Genomic DNA, 17,376 nt, shown 5'->3' with positions numbered 1-17,376 from the left:
AATCGAAAATCCATGCCCGCCATTCCCCTGCGCGAGACAAATGAATGCACCCTGTGACGCCAGTGCAGTCGCCAGGGGCTCCCTCAGGCCCCGGGTGCAAATTCATTGCCGGAAAATCAGTCGGCCCGCTACGCTTTTCGGGTGCGGATTCTCCATCCAGCCCTAGCGTTTCACCGTTTCATGGAAACGGCGAACCGCCCTATCTCTCTAATTTAACGCAATTCCGGACGGAAAACCGATCACACTTTTCCTGGAATTGCTCCGGTGTAGGAACGCCGCACGACCATGGGAGCACGCGATGACGCGCGAGGATATTGCCGATCTCTATCGGGGCTACATCGCCTACCTGAACGACCAGGAGTGGGACAATCTCGGCCGCTTCGTCGGCGACGAGGTGCAGTACAATGGCGAGACGATCGGGCTTTCGGGTTATCGCCGTATGCTGGAAGGCGATTTCGAGGCCATTCCCGACCTGCGCTTCAACATCGAACTCCTGATTTCGGAGCCGCCGCGCGTGGCGGCGCGACTGCATTTCGACTGCCGGCCCAAGGGCGTGCTGTTCGGCCTGCCGGTGCACGGCAGGCGGGTTTCCTTCGCCGAGAACGTCTTCTACGAATTCCACGACCGACGGATTCGCGAGGTCTGGTCGGTCATCGACAAGGCCGCCATCCAGGCGCAGCTCTGAGGTCCGCCAGCCTCTCAGGCGCCTTCCTGCGTCAAGGCGTGGAAGCGCAGCAATCCATGATGGACCGCAAGGTCCTCGTCATAGCGCGCCTCGGCGAATTCCAGCGACAGGCGCGTCTGGCCGCGCGAGCCGATGGAAAGTGCTGCGCCATCGAGGCGCGCCTTGATGCTGTCCATGATGAGGCGTGTCTCGGCCTCGCCTTGAGCTTTCGACCAGACGTGCAAGGTGATGAGTTGGTCGCCATCGTTGTCGGCGCCGGTGTCCAGATCGAAGGCACTGGTACGGCCGTAGGTCACGTGTGGAAAGGCGGCCTTGTCGTTCGCCTGTTCGAGCAGGCCAGCGCCGCCGAGAAGCGCCGATAGCGACGCATCGGTCTTCAGCCTCAGGAACAAGGCCTGCATCAGATCGCCAGGCGCCGTCATCTACCGTCCATCGCCAACACATGTCTCCGCGCCGCAGCCAATTCCGGCAACGTAGCCGCGCTCGCGATCCGATGCCAGATCGCGAATCGGTTTGACTATAGCGTGAAGGGCGAAGGTCTCGAATTTATTACGTTTTCGTCAAATCATGAGACCGGAGCCGCGCCGCCTTCCTCGGTGCGCTTGGCAATGAACTCGTCGAGCACGCCCGCGGTGGCGGCAGCGGAGGCCGGCGGCTGGAAATCGGAAAGAATCCGCTTCCAGATGCCGGTCGCGCGCTCCGTGGCAGTCTTGCCGCCGGCTTGCGTCCAATTGCCGAAATTCGACCAGTCGGCCACCAGCGGCTCATAGAAGGCGGTGCGGTAGCGCGTCATGGTATGCGCCGCCGAGAAGAAATGGCCGCCGGGCTGCACTTCGGCGATGGCCTCGAAGCCGATCGCATCCTCGTCGCCCGGCGTCTTCGCGCAAAGCTCTGCGACCGTCTGCAAGGCCTCGATGTCGGTGATCAGCTTCTCGAGGGAAACGCTCAAACCGCCTTCCAGCCAGCCGGCGGCATGGATGCAGACGGTCGCGCCGGCCAGCACCGAGCCCCACAGCGCGAACTGCGTCTCGTGCGCTGCCTGCGCGTCGGAGATATTGGCGGCGCTGCCGCCGCCGGATCGCCATGGCAGGCCGGTGAAACGCGCAAGCTGGCCCGCGCCGAGCGTGGCCTTGACATGCTCCGGCGTGCCGAAGGCCGGCGCGCCCGACTTCATGTCGACATTGGAGGAGAAGGAACCATAGACCACAGGCGCGCCTGGGCGCGCGATCTGGGCGAGCGTCAGGCCCGCCAGCGCCTCGGCATGCTGCAGCGCCAGCGCGCCGGCGACCGTGATCGGCGCCATGGCGCCCGCCAGGCAAAAGGGCGTGATGATCGATATCTGGCCGGCGCGGGCGAAGTCGATGATGCCCTGCGCCATCGGGATGTCGAGTTGTCGCGGCGAGTTGGTGTTGATGACCGTGTAGCTATGGGCGCTGCCGGCAAACTCGTCTTCGGACAGGCCGCGCGCCAGCCGGATCATCTCGAAACTGTCCTCGACCTGCGGCGTGCCGCGGGCAAAGACGAAGGGCACCTTGTCGGACAGCGTCAGTTGCGCCCGGCCGGTGGCATAGTGGCGAAAGCGCGTGTCGACGTCCTGCGGCTCGACGCAGGGGCCGAGCATATGCAGCACGTCGAAATGCTGGATCAACTTGATGAATTCCTCGAAGGCCTGGAGCGTGCCCGGCCGGCGGCCGCGCTCAAGATCGGTGACGTTCGGGGCGCCGGAGCCGGCCAGGAAGGTCATCGAGCCGAGCTCGAGCATCAGATCCCGCGAGCGGTCGCCGCCAAGGGCGGGAATCGCGCGCGGCGCCGCGGCAAGTGCTGCCTCGACCATGTCGCGGCTCATCCTGACCATCTGGCTGTCTTCGTCGACCAATGCGCCGGCCCTGGCGTAGATGGCGCGGGCCTCGGGCAGCAGCACCTTGATGCCGAGCTCCTCCAGCACGCGCAGCGCGGTAGCGTGGATCGCGGCGACCTGGTCGTCGGAAAAGATCGGCTGCGGCAGGAAGGGGTTCTTCAGCGACCGATAATTCGGATGGCGACTGGATTCGCTGCCCGCCTCGCCGGTGCGTCCCCGCCGGCGCTCGCGCCTGAGATCACGTGCGGCCTCGTCAATCATGGCGGTTCCTCCTCATTGCCGCATCGCCTTGCCTTCAGCGTCGTAGGGCGAGCCCGCGATGACGCGCGCCGGCCGTTCGACCCCGACAATGTGTACGGAAAGCTCGGTGCCCTCCCCGGCGAAATCGTCATCGAGCAACGCCAGGGCGACGCTCTTGCCGAGCGTGTAGCCGTAGCCGCCGGAGGTGACGAAGCCGATGCGCCGGCCCTTGGACCAGACCGGCTCGAAGCCGCTGGCATCGGCGTCGACAGCGTCGACCTCCAGCGTCACGATCCGTCGCGAGACGCCCACCTCGCGCTCCTTGAGCGCGGCCTGGCGGCCGATGAAATCGCCCTTGTCGAAGGCGATGAAGCGGTCGAGCCCGGTCTGGCCGGGCGTGTAGCCTTGCGTGAATTCGCGCGACCAGATGCCGAAACTCTTTTCCAGCCTGAGCGAATTCAGCGCGTAATAGCCGATCTCGGCGAGGCCGAGGTCCTCGCCGGCGGCAAGCAGCGTCTCACGCAGGCTCGAATGCAGGGTGGTCGGGCAGTTGATCTCGAAGCCGAGCTCGCCGGCAATGGACAGCCGCGCCACCCGGGCCCGCGCCATGCCGATGTCGAACACGCCGCAAGCCATGAACGGCAGGGTTTTGGCGGAGATGTCCTGATGGGTAGTGCGTTCGACGATCCGGCGTGCGTTCGGACCGGTGACGAGGAAGCCGGACATGGCGTCCGAGATGTCGGCGATGGAGACGCCTTCGGCGATGTGCGCCTCGAACCAGCGCATGTGGAATTCGCGCAAATAGTAGGAGCCCATGATCCAGTATTCGCCGCCGCCCCAGTTGAGCACGGTGAGATCTCCCTTCAGCCGGCCGTCGGACCCAAGCATCGGCGCCAGCTTCGCGCGGCCGGGCTTCGGCAGCCGGCAGGCGAGCAGCCGGTCGAGCCAGGCCTCGGCGCCCGGGCCTGACACGGCATAGCGCGAGAAGGCCGTCGTATCGACGAGGCCGGCGGCGCGGCGGACCTGCAGCACCTCGTCGCCGACGATCTCGAAAGCGTTGGAGCGCTTCAGCGTCGTCTCCTCGCGGAATCCCATCGGCGCGAAATAGGCCGGGATCTCCAGGCCCCAGGATGCCGTCCATTCGGCGCCGGCGGCGCTCATGCCGTCATAGGCGCCCGGACGCTTCAGCGGCCGGCCGGCAGGCAGGCGCTCGTTGGGGAAGGTCATGACGAAGCGGCGGGCATAGAACTGGCCCGTGGTTTGCCGCAGATACTCGCGGTTGGCGGCGAAGGCGCCGTAGCGGGCGATGTCCATGCCGAAGATGTCGGCTTGCGGCTCGCCGTAGATCATCCACTCGGCCAGCGACTTGCCGACGCCGCCGCCCTGGCTGAAGCCGGCCATGACGCCGCAGGCGACCCAGTAGTTCTTCAGCCCCCTGACCGGGCCGACCAGCGGATTGCCGTCCGGCGTGAAGGTGAAGGCGCCGTTCACCCATTTGCGGATGCCGGCCTTCGCCAGGCAGGGGAAGCGCTGATAGGCCTTGGAGAGCTCCGGGCTGATGCGGTCGATGTCCTCGGGGATCAGCTCGATGCCGTAATCCCAGGGCGCGCCGTCCATGTTCCAGTGTTTCGGGTTCTGCTCGTAGACGCCGAGCAGGACGCCCTTGCGCTCCTGACGCAGGTAGGAGAAGCCGTCGAGATCGACGGCCAGGCCGAGCTCCTTGTCGAGAGCTGCGACTTCGGGAATGTCCTCGGTGACGAAATAATGATGCTCCATCGGCGTCACCGGAAGGTCGACACCGGCCATCAGCCCGACCTGCTTGGCCCACAGGCCGCCGGCATTGACGACATGCTCGGTGACGATCGTGCCCTTTTCGGTGACCACGTCCCAGCCGCCATCGGCGCGCGGTTTCAGCTCGATGACGCGGTTGCGCAGGATCACGTCGGCGCCGCGCTTCCTGGCGGCGCCGGCATAGGCGTGCGTGGTGCCATAGGGATCGAGATGGCCCTCGTTGGAATCATAAAGGCCGCCGAGCACGTCGCTGACATCGACGATCGGGCAGATCTCCTTGATCTCCTCGGGCGTTACCAGTCGGGCCGTCTCGATGCCGACGGACTGAAACACCGCCCAGGCCGATTTCAGCCATTCCCAGCGCTGCGGGTCGCTCGCCATGTTGACGCCGCCGGTCATGTGCAGGCCGGCATTCTGGCCCGACTCGGCCTCGATCTCGCGGTAGAGTTTGATCGTGTAGTCCTGCAGCGCCGCGACATTGGGATCGGCGTTGAGCGCGTGAAAGCCGGCGGCCGCATGCCAGGTCGAGCCAGCCGTCAGCTCGGCGCGCTCGACCAGCGCGACGTCGCTCCAGCCAAACCGCGTGAGATGGTAGAGCACCGAGGCGCCGACCACGCCTCCCCCGATGACCACTGCCCGGTAATGCGATTTCACGAGCCTCTCCCTCTCGTTGGAGGCCCCACCAATACACCTTCTGGACATATGTGTCTAGACACTTCTGTCCAGAGCTTGCGTTGCGTTTCGCGCCATGCCTATTGTGCGGCCATGATCATGACCGCTCCCCAGGCCGAACCGACGCCCGGCAACATCAAGGTTACGCGCTCCGACTGGATCAAACTGGCGCTCGATATGCTGATTTCAGACGGTATCGAGAGCGTGCGCGTGCTGACGCTCGGCCAGAAGCTCGGTGTGTCGCGCTCGAGCTTCTACTGGTATTTCAACAGCCGGCAGGACCTGCTCGACCAGTTGCTTGCGCATTGGCACGACACCAACACCACGGCGATCGTCGAGCGTGCCCGCCGGCCGGCGGAGACCATCATCATGGGCGTGATGAACGTCTTCGAATGCTGGGCCGACGAGCGCCTGTTCGACCCCAGGCTCGATTTCGCCGTTCGCGAATGGGCCAGGCGCGCGGCCGACGTGCGGCGCATGATCGACCAGGCCGACGACGAGCGCCTCAGCGCCATCCGCGACATGTACCGCCGGCACGGCTATGACGGCGAGGACGCCTTCATCCGCGCCCGCGTCCTCTATTACATGCAGATCGGCTATTATGTGCTCGACCTCAAGGAACCGGTCGAGGCGCGCGTCAGCCATCTCGCCGCCTATCTGCGTTCCTTCACCGGCCAGGAGCCGACCGAGGCGGATGTGGCGCATTTCATGCGCTTCATCGCGGCGCGGTGATATAGTCTGCCGTCCACGGCCAGGGCGCAACCAATCAACAAAGCTTGCGCTGTTGCTTCGCTGCCCTTGTGAGCGATGCTAAAATGGTCGATTAGTCTTGCGGGGGAGGCGCCCGAAACTGCCATGCAGTTTCCGGGCGAAGTGCGTTGGGGCGGAAGTCTGGAATGGCAAGTCCTTCGAAACCAAGCAAGAGAAGAGGTCGTATCGCTTCGGCTCTGCTCGCTGTGGACGCCTGGCTCGATTCCTCGCTCTACGAGATCGGTTTCAAGGCCCGCGAATTCTGGGAAGCGGCGACCATCTTTTCCCGGCGGTTCCGTGTGCATGGCTGGCGCCGCGCCATCATCGAGGTGCTGAGCGAAGGTTTCACCATGGGCGCCGGCGGCTTCGTGGTGCTGCTCGCGCTTGCCATGCCTGCCTTCGACATCACCACCGGCGACTGGCGCAATCAGGGCGACTTCGCCGTCACCTTCCTCGATCGCTACGGCAACGAGATCGGCCAGCGCGGCATCATCCAGCGCGATTCCGTGCCGGTCGACGAGATGCCGGACATCGTCATCAAGGCGGTGCTGGCGACAGAGGACCGGCGTTTCTTTGACCATTACGGCATCGACGTGCTGGGCCTGTCGCGCGCGGTCTTCGAGAATGTGCGCGCCAATTCCGTGGTCCAGGGCGGCTCCAGCATCACCCAGCAGCTCGCCAAGAACCTGTTCCTGTCCAACGAGCGCACCCTCGAGCGCAAGATCAAGGAAGCCTTCCTGTCGCTATGGCTGGAAGCGAACCTTTCCAAGAAAGAGATCCTGCAACTCTATCTCGATCGCGCCTATATGGGCGGCGGCACGTTCGGCATCGAGGCGGCGGCGGATTTCTATTTCGGCAAGAGCGTCAAGGACCTGAGCCTGGCCGAGGCGGCGATGCTGGCCGGGCTGTTCAAGGCGCCGACCAAATACGCCCCACACATCAACCTGCCGGCGGCCCGCGCCCGCGCCAATGTGGTGCTGTCCAACCTGGTCGATGCCGGTTTCATGACCGAGGGTCAGGTGCTGCAGGCGCGGCTGCATCCGGCCGACGTCGTCGACCGCGGCGAGCAGAAGAGCCCGGATTATTTCCTCGACTGGGCCTTCGACGAGGTGAAGAAGATCGCCAAGCCCGGCCAGCACTCGCTGGTCGCCCACACCACTTTCGACGCCAACATCCAGAAGGCGGCCGAGGAGTCGGTCGAGTTCCATCTTCGCCAGTTCGGCAAGGAATACAACGTCACCGAAGGCGCGGTGGTGGTGATCGAGACCAACGGCGCAGTGCGTGCCATCGTCGGTGGCCGCGACTATGGCACCAGCCAGTTCAACCGCGCCACCAAGGCGCTGCGTCAGACCGGTTCATCCTTCAAGCCCTATGTCTATGCCACCGCCATGGAACATGGCTTCACGCCGGACTCGGTGGTTTCCGGTGGCCCTATCAGCTGGGGCAGTTGGTCGCCGCACAATTACAATGGCGGCTCGGCCGGCAACGTCACGCTGCTTACGGCGATCGCCAAGTCGATCAACACCGTGCCGGTGCGGCTCGCCAAGGACTACCTCGGCATCGGTCCGATCAAGGCGATGGCCGAATCGATGGGTGTCGAATCGCCGCTGGAATCGCACAAGACCATGGTGCTCGGCACATCGGGTATGACGGTGATGGACCAGGCGACCGGCTACAGCGTCTTTGCCCAGAACGGTTTCGTCGGCTCGCGTCACGGCATCACCCAGCTCGTTACCCGCACCGGCGACGTGGTCTATGACTGGGCCAAGGACGCGCCGCCACCACATCGGGTGCTGTCGGAAAAGGCGCTGAAATACATGAACACCATGCTGGCGGCGGTGCCGGTTATAGGCACCGCGAGACGCGCCCAGCTTCCGAACATTGTCGTTGCCGGCAAGACCGGGACGACACAATCCTACCGCGATGCCTGGTTCGTCGGCTTCACCGGCAACTACACCGCCGCCGTCTGGCTCGGCAATGACGACTTCACGCCGACCAATAAAATGACCGGCGGTTCGCTGCCGGCGATGGTCTGGCAGCGGCTTATGGTCTACGCGCATCAGAACATCGACCTGAAGCCGATCCCGGGCATCGATCATCCGTGGATCGACCCGGAGGTCGCGGCCAAGGCCGAGGAAGCGGCGAAGAAGGAAGCCGACGCGGCGGCGGCGCAGGCCGAGGCCGAACGCCCGCCGGTGCTTTCCGGCCGCACCACCCAGACGCTGAGGGAAATGAGCAAGGCGTTCCAGGCCGCGCCCGTGCTGGGCGCCCCCACCCTGCCGGAGACGCTTTCGGCGCTTTAGCACGGCCCTCGCGTGAAGCCGGCTTGCCACGGCACCCCGCGCCGCGATATCCCGGGCAACCTCCTCTGTTTGCGGCTCTCATGCTCAAGAACGCCATCCTGACGCTGCTTTCGCTTGCCATGGCCATCGGGCTTGGCGGCTACAGCGTCTGGTATGCGCTCAACGCGCAGGACGGCGTCGGCGCGATCCGCATCGGCCAATGGACCGCCTTCCCCGAAGTCGGGACGCTGGCGGCCGACCCTTATTCCAAGGCGCGCGTGGCGCGCGAGGGCGTGCTGGCGCTCGGCCAGGCCGAGGGACTTGCCTTCGTGGCCGAGCGCGACGATGCGGGCGAGCCGCTGAAACGCGAATGCGCCTACACGATCGAAGGCGGTTACCCCACCGCCCGCTTCTGGACGCTCTATGCCGCCGACCAGTCGCTTGGCGTGATCGACACAGGCAAGCCGAGGCAGTCGGCGCTGCAATCCTACGAAGTGCTGCGCCAGCCCGACAATTCCGTCGTCATTTCCGTCGGCAATCGCCCGGCTCCCGGCAACTGGCTGCTGACCGGCGGCTCCGGCAAGATGTATTTCGTGCTGACCTTCTACGACACGCCGATCGCCTCGAGCACCGGCCTCTCGGACGTCACGCTGCCGCGCATCCTGAAGGCGGGCTGCAATGCGTAGCCTGCTGCACGCCCTCATCCTCGGCCTGCTCGGCGCCGGCATCGTGCACATCGTGGTGCTGTTCCTGGTGCCGGAATTTTCCGAACGCGATGCCTGGTCGCGGCTGGCGATGGCTTCGGACCTCTACAAGATGACGCGGCTCGACGCCGAGGCCGGCGGCGCGCCGGTGGTGAAATCGGTCGATCCGCTGTTTTATGCCGCCGCCTGCCGATTCGATCTCACGGACGGGCTGGTCAGGATCAAGGCGCCCGGCGACGTGCCGTTCTGGTCGGCCTCGGTCTATGACCGCAGCGGCCACAACATCTATTCCTTCAACGATCACAACGCCAATGGCGAAAAACTCGATGCCATCGTGCTGACGCCGGCGCAGATGATCGACGTGCGGCGCGACCTTCCGGAGGATCTGCAGGGCGCGATCTTCGTCGAGGCGCCGATCGATGAAGGCATCTTCGTCGTCCGCGCCTTCGTGCCGGACGAGAGCTGGAAGCCGATCGTGTCGCGCTTCCTCGAGCAGAGCGCCTGCGAATTGCAGGATTACTGAGAAAGGCGCCCGATCAGTGATGCGGCTTGGCAGGTGGCGGGGAGCGCGGCCTGTCGGGGCCGCTCTCGCCGGGCCGTGCCTCACCGACCTGCGGATGCAACTCATAACGGACGCCGGGGAATATGATGACCGCCGCCGCCGTCGTGGTGTCGTGACTTGCTCGATTTACAGGTGCCGCTCGCGGCACAAAAGACAGGACCATGCCCATGGTTCGCGCATTCCCTCTCGGTTTCCCCGGAGCACAACGCAACGCCTCCAAAGTTGATTAAGGGGCGTAGAGGGTTAACGGAGCGCTAACGGATCGCGGCTAATTTGATGTTTGTTTTCCTGAAGGTGCGAAACCGGCCCGGCCGGATCGTGCGGTTCGGGAGTGTGTCGAGTGTCGGGCGTATCCTCCGTGTCATCTTCGGATTTCAGGCAAATCGCTATCCGGACCGAAGCTGGAAAGGCCGAAAGGCTGTTCCGCGCCGCGGTGTCGGCGTTTTGCTCGCTGACGCGCCCGTCGCGCCGCGAGATCGCCCAGCTCGAAGACCTGACGCTGCCGCTGTTCGACGAGGTTTCTGTCGAGTCGCGCCGCTATGTCGCCGCTGCCCTTTCCGAATGCGAATATGCGCCGGCCGCGCTGGTCAGGCGGCTGGCCGAAGAGCCGGTCGAGATCGCAGCCTCCCTGCTCACCCGCTCCAACGCGCTGAGCGACATCGACCTCATCGCGCTGATCGGCCGGCACGGGCTGCCGCACGCGCGCGCCATCGCGCGCCGCAAGGAGCTCAATCCGACGATCGCCGACCTGATCCGCGCGCTGGAAAGGCCGACGCTGGTCAAGACGCGGCCGCCGGAAACGGTCACGAAGCTCACGCCGAAGCCGGAGCCCGTGACCAAGGCGGACGACCGCCCCGCGCACGGCGAAGCAGCAGAGAACGCGCGGCGCCGCCTGCGGTCGATGATGCGCCCGACCGGTGACAGCGCCGACGTCAACACCTTCCTCGGCCAGCCGGCCTATGTGAAACTGCGCGAGACGGCGCTGACGGGGAACGCGGCCTTCTTCCAGACCGCGCTTGCCGACGCGCTGGATATCGACTTCGCGACGGCCCGTTCGGTGACCGGGCAGTCGAGCTATGCTGCGCTGCTTGCGGCGCTGCGGGCCCTCGATCTCAGCGAAGACATGGCATTCCTGATCGCGGTCGCGGTCTATCCCGGCGAGTTCCCGCATCCGCAGGCGATCCGCCTGTTCCTCGACCGCTACCGGCTGCTGCATCGCGAGGCGGCGCTGGACAAGGTACGCGCCTGGAAGGCCGAGACTCTTTCACGGGCGATCCGCGGCAATGCTGCCGCTGCGGTAGACACCGAAAGCCGCGAAGCCTCGAACAGCGACGAGGCGAGCGCCGGCCTCAAGGCGTCCTGACGCGGTTAATCCGCCTTCACGGAAAGAAGCTCTTCGACGGGAATGGTCCCGCCCTCGATCTCGACCACCCAGATGTCGGGATCGAATTTCTTCTCCCGCTCCAGCCGCGCATCGAAAGCCGAGCCATCGTCGCTCGCACCGAGCATGGCGAAGAAGCGCTCATCGGGCTTGGCCGAATCGTAGCTCGTCTGCGGCGCCGGCCCATAAAGGGCCACCTCTCCCATCCGACCTCGCGAAAGCACGAAGACAGCGCCGGCCTCGGTCGCGCCGCGCTTGACGATTGCGGCAAAGCCGCCGGCGCCGAAGACGCGGCGCACAAGGGCCGAGACCCAGAGATCGGCGGTCACGCGCATGAGAGGTTTCCGGATGCCACTCAAGCATCTAACAAATCTTGTTAGAGTTTGTGAAGACCGCTATATAAATAGCGATGAAAAGCCAAGCAATGCGCACCCTCACCATATCGCTTACGCCGAAACAGGCCGCCCGTCTGCAGGATGCGGTCGAGAGCGGCAACTATGCCTCGAACAGCGAAATCGTCAGGGAGGCCCTCAGGCTGTGGGAGCACCGCGAGGAGCTTCGCGTGCGCGAACTCGCACAGTTGAAGCAGGCTTACGACGAAGGGATGGCGAGTGGCGAAGGTCAGGACGTCGATCGCCGGGCCTTTCTCCGCGCTCTGAAAGCCGAGCGCACGGAACGTGGCTAGCTATCGACTTACACCTCGCGCGGAACAAGACCTCAAGAACATTTGGCGCCATATTGCGGCCGACAGCGAAAGGGCGGCGGATGGCCTCGTAGAGCGCATTTTCGACAAACTGGAGCTCGCCTGCAGTCATCCCAATATGGGGTTTGCCCGGCCAGAGTTGAGCGCCACGGCACGTATTCTCGTGGAGGGTCGATATATCGTTATCTACGAGCCAATGGACTACGGCATCCTGGCTGTGGCCATTGTTCACGGGATGAGAGACCCCGACCATTGGCTTGAATAGACAGCTTTCGGACGCTGCCGCTCAGTTCGTCAGGCCGATCTCGCGCATCTTGACGTAGACGGCCTCGTCCGGCTCGCCGGTTTCGGGCAGCCCGAAGAGCGCCTGGAATTCCTTGATCGCGGACTTGGTGCGGGCGCCAACCTTGCCGTCGAGCTGCATGTCGCTATTGCCGAAAGCCTTCAGGCCGGCCTGGATCCTGACGATGCGGGCGTCGGGAGACAATGTAGGGTCACTGGCCGGGGCCGAGACCGGAATTGCCGATGGCTTGGCCGACGGCGTCGCGGCTGCCGCGTCGGCCGGCCGCGGCGCCGGGTGCGGGATGGCCGCCGTGATCTGGCGAGCGCCAAGCTGGTCGAGCAGCGCCGTGTCGATCTCGCCCGAGCCGGGCAGCCCGACTTTCAACTGATAGGCCTGGATGGCCTTGCGCGTGGCCGGTCCGGTGAGACCATCGACCGTGCCGTCGTAGAAGTTGAGGTCCTTCAGAATGCCCTGCACCTGCTGGACGACCGGATCCGGCTTGGCCACCGGCTGCGCCGGCGCCTGGCGCACGATGTTGATGGTGGTTTCCGGTTCGTCGGAGACGGTGTGCGGGAAATTCACGATGGTCCGGGTGGCGAAGAAGGCGCCGGTATGCGGAAAGGGCTGATACCAGAGCGCGTTGGCCGAGACGTAGAACAGCGTCACCAGGAAAGCGGTCGAGCCGCCGACCAGGACCGGATTGCTGGCGATCATCTGACCGACGGCAACCGCGCCCTCGGCAAGGACGCCGCGCTCTGGTTCGATCACCTTAGGCCGTTTTGCGGAGCGAGCCATTGCTGTCCCCATCTGCATCCCCCTTCGGCTTGGCCGCCGGCATGGCCAGCACGCCGGATGGCGCACCGGAACGCCGCTTCGGCCCGTTCACCGGCAGGCCGATCGTCACCGTGGTGCCCTCACCCGGCGCGCTCTCGATCGACATGGTGCCCTCGTGCAGCGCCACCAGGCCCTTGACCAGCGACAGGCCGAGCCCGGTTCCCTCGAAACGGCGCGTGTAGTCGTTCTGGATCTGCATGAACGGCTTGCCGAGATTGGCCATGTCCTCCTCGGCGATGCCGATGCCGGTGTCGCTCACCCAGAAATGCAGGTGCGAGCCGACACGCTTGGCGCCGATCACCACGCTGCCGCCATCGGGCGTGAACTTCACGGCGTTCGAAGCGAGATTGATCAGGATCTGCTGGACCGCTCGGCGGTCGGCATTGATCTCGCCCGCATCCGGGGCGATCTGCGTGGCAAGAACTATGCTCTTGGCGTCGGCCAGCGGCCGCATCATCGAGCGGCACATGTCGACGGCCTCGACGAAGCGGAACGGCTCCAGCTCGGTCGCGTAGGCGCCCGCCTCGATGCGCGAGACATCGAGAATCGAGGTGACGACGGACAGGAGATGCTGGCCGGACTCCCTGACCAGGCCGACATATTCCTTCTGGCGCGGATCCTTGAAGGCGCCGAACATCTCATGCAGCAGCATGTCGGAAAAGCCGATGATGGCGTTGAGCGGCGTGCGCAGCTCGTGGCTGACCACCGCCAGGAAGCGGCCCTTGGCCACTTCGGCGGCCGCAGCGGCCTCCCTGGCTTCCGCAAGCTCGTCGCGAAGCGCCGCGACGTCGTCGTTTTCGCGCAGGACCAGGGTGAAGACGTCGCGGTCGACTTCGCCGCGCAGCAGATCGAGGCTGAACGGGCGGAAATTGTCGGTCGCGCCGGAACCCTCGCGCGGCAAGCGGATGCGCAGATCAAGCCGGCGCTTCGGCGCGCCCTCGCGCATGTCGGCCAAAGCGGTGAGATAGGCGACGCGGTCGGAAAGATGGACGCGATCGAAAAGGCCGGTGCCGAGCAGGAGCTCCGGCGCCAATTTGAGGGTCGAACGCGCCCGGGCGGACGCGTCAAGCACTTCGCCCTGGCGACCGACGCGCAGCACGACAGCGTCGATGACGTCCTCAAGACGATCGCCGGCAGCCTCAGCCAGCCGCAAGCCGGCCGGGTTGGCGATGGCGGCGGCCCGCGGCACCAGCGTCAGCGCCCAGGCGAGCGGCAGCAGCCAATGCCAGGTGGCGATTTCGCCGAGCGGCAGGACCTGCCCGGCAAAGGGCTGCAGCACGATGGCGGCAAGCGCCGCCAGCGCGCCCCACAGCGCAGCGCGCCGCGACCCCGAGACCCACCAGGTTTCGACCGGCAATGCGACGGCAAGGAGTGCTGCCGGCGAGGCCAATCCGCCCGCCGCCGCGACGGCGCCGGCAAGGGCGAGGCCGCCGAGCGCGACCGCCATGCGGCCGGCAAGCGCCATGTGGCCGGTGGCGGCCACCAGAAGCGCTGCGAACCAGCACAGGCCAAAAGCGGCAAAGATCGCCGCTACCGTGACGGCCGCGCCGAGACTCGCGGTGACGAGCGTGACCGCCGCACCCGCGGCAAGGAAGGGCGCGGCGAGCATGACGCCGATGAAGCGACGCTGGCGCAGGCGTTCCGCCTCACCCGTCACGGTCGGGTGAACCATGCGCTCGCAGCCGGCGGCAACCGCGCCAGGCAATTGAACGTATCTGGCTGAAATCGGACTCAACGCACGCGTACCCGGTCGTAAAAAACGCCTGCCTGGCAGGTGACTCATCAATTGGCTTGAAACTCGCATCCAGCGTTTAAGGAATGGATAAGGCTGGCGAAGGCGGCGCCCCGCCCCAGGACAAATATTGTGATGCCGACCCAGTAAAGCACGCCGAGTTGCCGCCATGGTAAACGGCGGGTTAGCCGCGAGGCCTGTGCCAAAACGAGCCGAAACTTGACACGACTAATCTCTGTCGGGAATAAAATCGAGTAATTACAATATGATATATGGTTATCGTAAAGTTAATGTGGTCGATGAGATTCGAGACAAGTCCGTTTCAAAACCAATTCCTTTCGAATTTGCCTAAAATTTGAGGAAAATTCGCGGCTTCGATGCAAGCCGTCCTTTGCGTGACCGTGCCACTATCGTGCCCATAAAGAGGTCATGCCGATGGATGCATGATCCGTCACGGATGGATGCATCGTCCATCGCGGATGAGAGGCAAGTAAGATGGGCTTTCTGATCAGGATGGCTTTCTGGTTTTCGCTGGTGCTGCTGGCGCTGCCGCTCGGCGTCGGCCCGGGTGAAGACGGCCAGCAGAGCGTCGGACCGATCCAGGCGCTGTTTGCGGCGCGCGAGGCGGTCGGCGACATTGCCGGGCTGTGCGAGCGTAAGCCCGATGTCTGCGAAACCGGCAAATCGGCCATGTACACCATCACTGTTCGCGCCAAGGAAACGGCCAAGATCGCCGCGGCCATGATCGACGACCAGCAACAGCCCGGGCAGGCAGGCGCGCCCGAGACGAAGGTCGCGGATGGTTCCGTCACGACCACCGGCAGCGTCGCCGAGGACATCGTGCTGCCCGCCAAGGTCAACATTCCGGTGATGCTGACCGCCAAGAACTGAATTCTTTCCAGCCGTTCGCTCGGCTGATTGGTTTTGGCGCAATTCCGGGCGAAGGGTTACGGCGAAGTCGCCGAGCCTAACAGCTAGCACTTTTCCTGGAATTGCTCTCTCTTTGGGTTCGGCGCAATTCCGGACGGAGGGCTACGGCGAAGTCGCCGAGCCTAACCGCTACGCACTTTTCCTGGAATTACTCTAACGCCGCGGGCCCGTCCGACCTCTCGACGCCCGCGGCGTCTTTCTTTTTCCGTGACGCGGCCGGGCCGGGTCACTATATGCGGGGCAATGGCCACCCCGATCCAGACCATCCGCGACGACTTTTCCCTGCTCGACGAGTGGGAGGACCGCTATCGCTATGTGATCGAGCTCGGCGAGGGCCTGCCGGCCTTTCCCGAGGCGGAGCGCACGGCCGCGAACAAGGTGCCTGGCTGTGTGAGCCAGGTGTGGCTCACCACCGAGCAAGGAGCGGGCGCCGATCCGGTGATCAGCTTCCAGGGCGATTCGGATGCCCATATCGTGCGCGGCCTCGTCGCCATCATGCTGGCGCTGTTTTCGGGCAGGCATGCAAGCGAAATCCAGAACACGGACGCCGAAGCGACCCTGAAGGAACTCGGCCTCGACGAGCATCTGTCGCCGCAGCGCGCCAACGGCCTGCGTTCGATGGTCAAGCGCATCAAGCGCGACGCCGAAGCAGCGCTGAAGCAGACGGCCTGATCCGGCCGATATCGCTCCCATCAAGAAAGCAAAACGGCGCCGCAAGGGCGCCGTCGAACTGCTTGACGAGCTGAGACCAATCAACGGCCCTTGCGCTTGCGGCCCAGACCCATCTTCTTGGCGAGCTGCGAGCGGGCGGCCGCGTAATTGGGGGCGACCATCGGATAGTTGGCATCCAGGCCCCACTTCTCACGGTACTCTTCCGGCGTGAGATTGTAGTGGGTCATCAGGTGCCGCTTCAGCGACTTGAACTTCTTGCCGTCCTCGAGACAGACGATGTAGTCGTCATGGACGGAGCGCTTCGGGTTCACAGCCGGCTTCTGCTTCTCGGCCGACGGCTGCTCCGGCGAGCCACCGACGCGACCCAACGCGGCATGGACGTCGGCGATAAGGTTCGGCAGTTCCCCAACCGGCACCGGGTTGTTGCTGACATAGGCGGCGACGACATCGGCGGTCAGCTCGATCAGCGCATCACCGTTTTTCGAAGGTGTTTCGACGATTTCCATAGTGCTAAGGCCCCAACGAGAGTTTGTTTCTAAAACTGCGCCCTTTTTGTGGGATCGGGCATCGCGCGAATTTCGTGCAGGAAAGCCTGCGATTCGCATCGCCTTATCTTAATGACGCCGCGTTGCAAGTAAGTCAATTCGCATATTGACTTATATTCACCGATATTCATCAAATATTGCTGATTCAGCTTCAAAAATTCGTGCGCCGTGTAACTTCGCGAGATTTTTCTGGTCAGACCAGCATGCCGTGACGTCACGTCATCCGTGTGTTAGACATCCGATCGCCGCTCGACACGGCGTTCAATGCTTGGCCAATGCTTGGATGCCTGTCGCACCGGCGCGACAAATCCTGCGGCGCAACAAAGCGCAAGGACGCCGCCCTGCCGATCCGGATCCTGGGTGAACGATACCCCCTAGTAAGGCGCGATATATTTGCCGTAGACCCAGCCGGTGACGAAATGGCCATTTTGCGCCGGGTCGTGCCATATCTCGCACCAGCGATAGCGGATCGCCTGGCGCTGCTTCCATTGCGGCTGGCGGGCGATATCGAGCAGGTTCACGCCGCCGGTGCACCGGCCGGTCATCTGCAGCACGGTGCCGTTCGGATAGGCGGCCTGTTTTTGCGATGCGTTGGACGGATACTTTCGTGCATTGAGCGTGTCGCCGAACGGCACGCCCGCCACTTGCCAGGCGGCAAAGACGGTTGCATGAGACTGACTGGAAAAAGCCAGACCTGCCGCGAGGATGGCGACAGACATTGCGGTAGAAACACAGGATTTCATCTTTCCCCC

The 17,376-nt window shown here is 64.4% G+C and carries 18 protein-coding genes; 10 read left to right on the top strand and 8 right to left on the bottom strand.

The window, feature by feature from the left end; genetic code table 11:
• Positions 1–298: 298 nt before the first annotated feature.
• Positions 299–685: an ester cyclase gene (locus FJ414_RS08950; RefSeq protein ID WP_140643557.1), complete on the top strand. Its 387-nt coding sequence runs from the start codon at positions 299–301 to the stop codon at positions 683–685.
• 14 nt (positions 686–699) lie between these two features.
• On the opposite strand, the gene FJ414_RS08945 is transcribed toward FJ414_RS08950, so the two are convergent.
• The 3 genes from FJ414_RS08945 to FJ414_RS08935 form a co-directional block, all read right to left on the bottom strand.
• Positions 700–1,107 (bottom strand): DUF3168 domain-containing protein, encoded by a 408-nt coding sequence (locus tag FJ414_RS08945; protein WP_140643555.1) that lies wholly within the window; start codon positions 1,105–1,107, stop codon positions 700–702.
• 143 nt (positions 1,108–1,250) lie between these two features.
• Positions 1,251–2,804 (bottom strand): trimethylamine methyltransferase family protein, encoded by a 1,554-nt coding sequence (locus FJ414_RS08940; RefSeq protein WP_140643553.1) that lies wholly within the window; start codon positions 2,802–2,804, stop codon positions 1,251–1,253.
• Positions 2,805–2,816: 12 nt separating this feature from the next.
• The gene (locus tag FJ414_RS08935; RefSeq protein ID WP_140643551.1) at positions 2,817–5,228 is read right to left on the bottom strand and encodes an FAD-dependent oxidoreductase; all 2,412 of its coding nucleotides are present in this window, start codon (positions 5,226–5,228) and stop codon (positions 2,817–2,819) included.
• A gap of 111 nt (positions 5,229–5,339) precedes the next feature.
• On the opposite strand from FJ414_RS08935, the gene FJ414_RS08930 reads away from it, so the two are divergent.
• The 5 genes from FJ414_RS08930 (at position 5,340) to FJ414_RS08905 (ending at position 10,907) form a co-directional block, all read left to right on the top strand.
• Positions 5,340–5,978: a TetR/AcrR family transcriptional regulator gene (locus FJ414_RS08930; RefSeq protein ID WP_140643549.1), complete on the top strand. Its 639-nt coding sequence runs from the start codon at positions 5,340–5,342 to the stop codon at positions 5,976–5,978.
• A gap of 164 nt (positions 5,979–6,142) precedes the next feature.
• A complete protein-coding gene (locus FJ414_RS08925; RefSeq protein WP_140643547.1) occupies positions 6,143–8,299 on the top strand; it encodes a penicillin-binding protein 1A in 2,157 nt (718 codons plus the stop codon).
• A gap of 80 nt (positions 8,300–8,379) precedes the next feature.
• Positions 8,380–8,964, top strand: a complete 585-nt coding sequence (locus FJ414_RS08920; protein ID WP_140643545.1) for a DUF1214 domain-containing protein — start codon at positions 8,380–8,382, stop codon at positions 8,962–8,964.
• Entirely contained in the window at positions 8,957–9,505 is a 549-nt protein-coding gene (locus FJ414_RS08915; protein WP_140643543.1) for a DUF1254 domain-containing protein, read from the top strand. The genes FJ414_RS08920 and FJ414_RS08915 overlap by 8 nt, the downstream gene beginning before the upstream one ends.
• Positions 9,506–9,902: 397 nt before the next feature.
• Entirely contained in the window at positions 9,903–10,907 is a 1,005-nt protein-coding gene (locus FJ414_RS08905; protein WP_140643676.1) for a DUF2336 domain-containing protein, read from the top strand.
• A gap of 5 nt (positions 10,908–10,912) precedes the next feature.
• On the opposite strand, the gene FJ414_RS08900 is transcribed toward FJ414_RS08905, so the two are convergent.
• Positions 10,913–11,260 (bottom strand): DUF1491 family protein, encoded by a 348-nt coding sequence (locus FJ414_RS08900; RefSeq protein ID WP_140643537.1) that lies wholly within the window; start codon positions 11,258–11,260, stop codon positions 10,913–10,915.
• A gap of 89 nt (positions 11,261–11,349) precedes the next feature.
• On the opposite strand from FJ414_RS08900, the gene FJ414_RS08895 reads away from it, so the two are divergent.
• Positions 11,350–11,610 carry a type II toxin-antitoxin system ParD family antitoxin gene (locus FJ414_RS08895; RefSeq protein WP_181175226.1) on the top strand — a complete coding sequence of 87 codons (261 nt, stop codon included), beginning with the start codon at positions 11,350–11,352 and terminating at the stop codon, positions 11,608–11,610.
• On the top strand, positions 11,603–11,893 hold the full coding sequence (locus FJ414_RS08890) for a type II toxin-antitoxin system RelE/ParE family toxin (protein WP_140643533.1): 291 nt from the start codon (positions 11,603–11,605) through the stop codon (positions 11,891–11,893). The genes FJ414_RS08895 and FJ414_RS08890 overlap by 8 nt, the downstream gene beginning before the upstream one ends.
• 21 nt (positions 11,894–11,914) lie before the next feature.
• Here the strand turns inward: FJ414_RS08890 and FJ414_RS08885 are convergent, their stop codons facing one another.
• Together FJ414_RS08885 and FJ414_RS08880 are read right to left on the bottom strand one after the other, a co-directional pair.
• On the bottom strand, positions 11,915–12,706 hold the full coding sequence (locus FJ414_RS08885; RefSeq protein WP_140643531.1) for a peptidoglycan-binding domain-containing protein: 792 nt from the start codon (positions 12,704–12,706) through the stop codon (positions 11,915–11,917).
• The gene (locus FJ414_RS08880; protein ID WP_140643674.1) at positions 12,681–14,417 is read right to left on the bottom strand and encodes a PAS domain-containing sensor histidine kinase; all 1,737 of its coding nucleotides are present in this window, start codon (positions 14,415–14,417) and stop codon (positions 12,681–12,683) included. The genes FJ414_RS08885 and FJ414_RS08880 overlap by 26 nt, the downstream gene beginning before the upstream one ends.
• Before the next feature lie 555 nt (positions 14,418–14,972).
• Between FJ414_RS08880 and FJ414_RS08875 the strand changes: the two genes are divergently transcribed.
• The gene (locus FJ414_RS08875; protein ID WP_140643529.1) at positions 14,973–15,368 is read left to right on the top strand and encodes a DUF5330 domain-containing protein; all 396 of its coding nucleotides are present in this window, start codon (positions 14,973–14,975) and stop codon (positions 15,366–15,368) included.
• A 282-nt stretch (positions 15,369–15,650) separates the two neighbouring features.
• The gene (locus FJ414_RS08870) at positions 15,651–16,079 is read left to right on the top strand and encodes a SufE family protein (protein WP_140643527.1); all 429 of its coding nucleotides are present in this window, start codon (positions 15,651–15,653) and stop codon (positions 16,077–16,079) included.
• 80 nt (positions 16,080–16,159) lie between these two features.
• Here the strand turns inward: FJ414_RS08870 and FJ414_RS08865 are convergent, their stop codons facing one another.
• Both FJ414_RS08865 and FJ414_RS08860 read right to left on the bottom strand, forming a co-directional pair.
• On the bottom strand, positions 16,160–16,585 hold the full coding sequence (locus FJ414_RS08865; RefSeq protein ID WP_027164827.1) for a MucR family transcriptional regulator: 426 nt from the start codon (positions 16,583–16,585) through the stop codon (positions 16,160–16,162).
• A gap of 413 nt (positions 16,586–16,998) precedes the next feature.
• Complete coding sequence (locus FJ414_RS08860; RefSeq protein WP_181167099.1) at positions 16,999–17,343, bottom strand: SH3 domain-containing protein; 345 nt, start codon at positions 17,341–17,343, stop codon at positions 16,999–17,001.
• Positions 17,344–17,376 lie beyond the last annotated feature (33 nt).

The sequence above is a fragment of the Mesorhizobium sp. B3-1-6 genome, assembly GCF_006439555.1.
Classification (GTDB): Bacteria; Pseudomonadota; Alphaproteobacteria; order Rhizobiales; family Rhizobiaceae; genus Mesorhizobium.
The sequence above is the reverse complement of the archived record's forward strand: the minus strand, read 5'-3'. Positions and strand labels throughout refer to the sequence as shown.

Coding starts and splice junctions, on each gene's coding strand:
- FJ414_RS08950 (WP_140643557.1), top strand. CDS start 299: ATGACGCGCGAGGATATTGCCGATCTCTATCGGGGCTACATCGCCTAC.
- FJ414_RS08945 (WP_140643555.1), bottom strand. CDS start 1,107: ATGACGGCGCCTGGCGATCTGATGCAGGCCTTGTTCCTGAGGCTGAAG.
- FJ414_RS08940 (WP_140643553.1), bottom strand. CDS start 2,804: ATGATTGACGAGGCCGCACGTGATCTCAGGCGCGAGCGCCGGCGGGGA.
- FJ414_RS08930 (WP_140643549.1), top strand. CDS start 5,340: ATGATCATGACCGCTCCCCAGGCCGAACCGACGCCCGGCAACATCAAG.
- FJ414_RS08925 (WP_140643547.1), top strand. CDS start 6,143: ATGGCAAGTCCTTCGAAACCAAGCAAGAGAAGAGGTCGTATCGCTTCG.
- FJ414_RS08920 (WP_140643545.1), top strand. CDS start 8,380: ATGCTCAAGAACGCCATCCTGACGCTGCTTTCGCTTGCCATGGCCATC.
- FJ414_RS08915 (WP_140643543.1), top strand. CDS start 8,957: ATGCGTAGCCTGCTGCACGCCCTCATCCTCGGCCTGCTCGGCGCCGGC.
- FJ414_RS08900 (WP_140643537.1), bottom strand. CDS start 11,260: ATGCGCGTGACCGCCGATCTCTGGGTCTCGGCCCTTGTGCGCCGCGTC.
- FJ414_RS08895 (WP_181175226.1), top strand. CDS start 11,350: ATGCGCACCCTCACCATATCGCTTACGCCGAAACAGGCCGCCCGTCTG.
- FJ414_RS08885 (WP_140643531.1), bottom strand. CDS start 12,706: ATGGCTCGCTCCGCAAAACGGCCTAAGGTGATCGAACCAGAGCGCGGC.
- FJ414_RS08880 (WP_140643674.1), bottom strand. CDS start 14,417: ATGGTTCACCCGACCGTGACGGGTGAGGCGGAACGCCTGCGCCAGCGT.
- FJ414_RS08875 (WP_140643529.1), top strand. CDS start 14,973: ATGGGCTTTCTGATCAGGATGGCTTTCTGGTTTTCGCTGGTGCTGCTG.
- FJ414_RS08870 (WP_140643527.1), top strand. CDS start 15,651: ATGGCCACCCCGATCCAGACCATCCGCGACGACTTTTCCCTGCTCGAC.
- FJ414_RS08865 (WP_027164827.1), bottom strand. CDS start 16,585: ATGGAAATCGTCGAAACACCTTCGAAAAACGGTGATGCGCTGATCGAG.
- FJ414_RS08860 (WP_181167099.1), bottom strand. CDS start 17,343: ATGTCTGTCGCCATCCTCGCGGCAGGTCTGGCTTTTTCCAGTCAGTCT.